The sequence below is a fragment of the Pseudomonas tremae genome (genome assembly GCF_001401155.1).
GTDB classification, from domain to species: Bacteria; Pseudomonadota; Gammaproteobacteria; order Pseudomonadales; family Pseudomonadaceae; genus Aquipseudomonas; species Aquipseudomonas tremae.
The window spans coordinates 1-345 of sequence record NZ_LJRO01000377.1 but is presented as its reverse complement, the minus strand read 5'-3'; the positions used below and the strand labels follow the sequence as shown (position 1 = coordinate 345).

1 protein-coding gene is annotated in these 345 nt (G+C 61.4%); it reads right to left on the bottom strand.

Features of this window, described 5'->3' with window-relative positions; all coding sequences use genetic code 11:
- Window positions 1-58: 58 nt before the first annotated feature.
- Window positions 59-345 (bottom strand): LysR substrate-binding domain-containing protein (locus ALO43_RS20885; protein WP_235812545.1); only part of this gene is annotated, 287 nt, incomplete at its 5' end.

The following is a 345-nucleotide window of genomic DNA, read 5'->3' as shown; positions in this document are numbered from 1 at the left end:
GGCCCGACCTGCCACCTCACCCGACCCGCAGAAAGACAAGTCAGGCAACTGACACCCGTCAGAGCAAGCCGCGTTCGGCACACACCTTCACGACTTGTTCACGCAGCCAGCCGCTGGCTTCGTCTCGATCCGCCTGGGCGCTCCACAGCATGTCCAGTCTGAAGCCAGGCAGGTCCGGTGGCAGTTCGAATACGGAAATCCACGGTTCATTACCCAGCAGCGTCTGAATACGCCGTGGCAGAACCAGCATGAAATCGGTGCCTTCCAGCAATTGCAAGGCCGCCCGATAGCTGTTGGCCCGCGCGACAATGTTGCGCTCCAGACCCTGTCGCTGCAGCCAGCCAT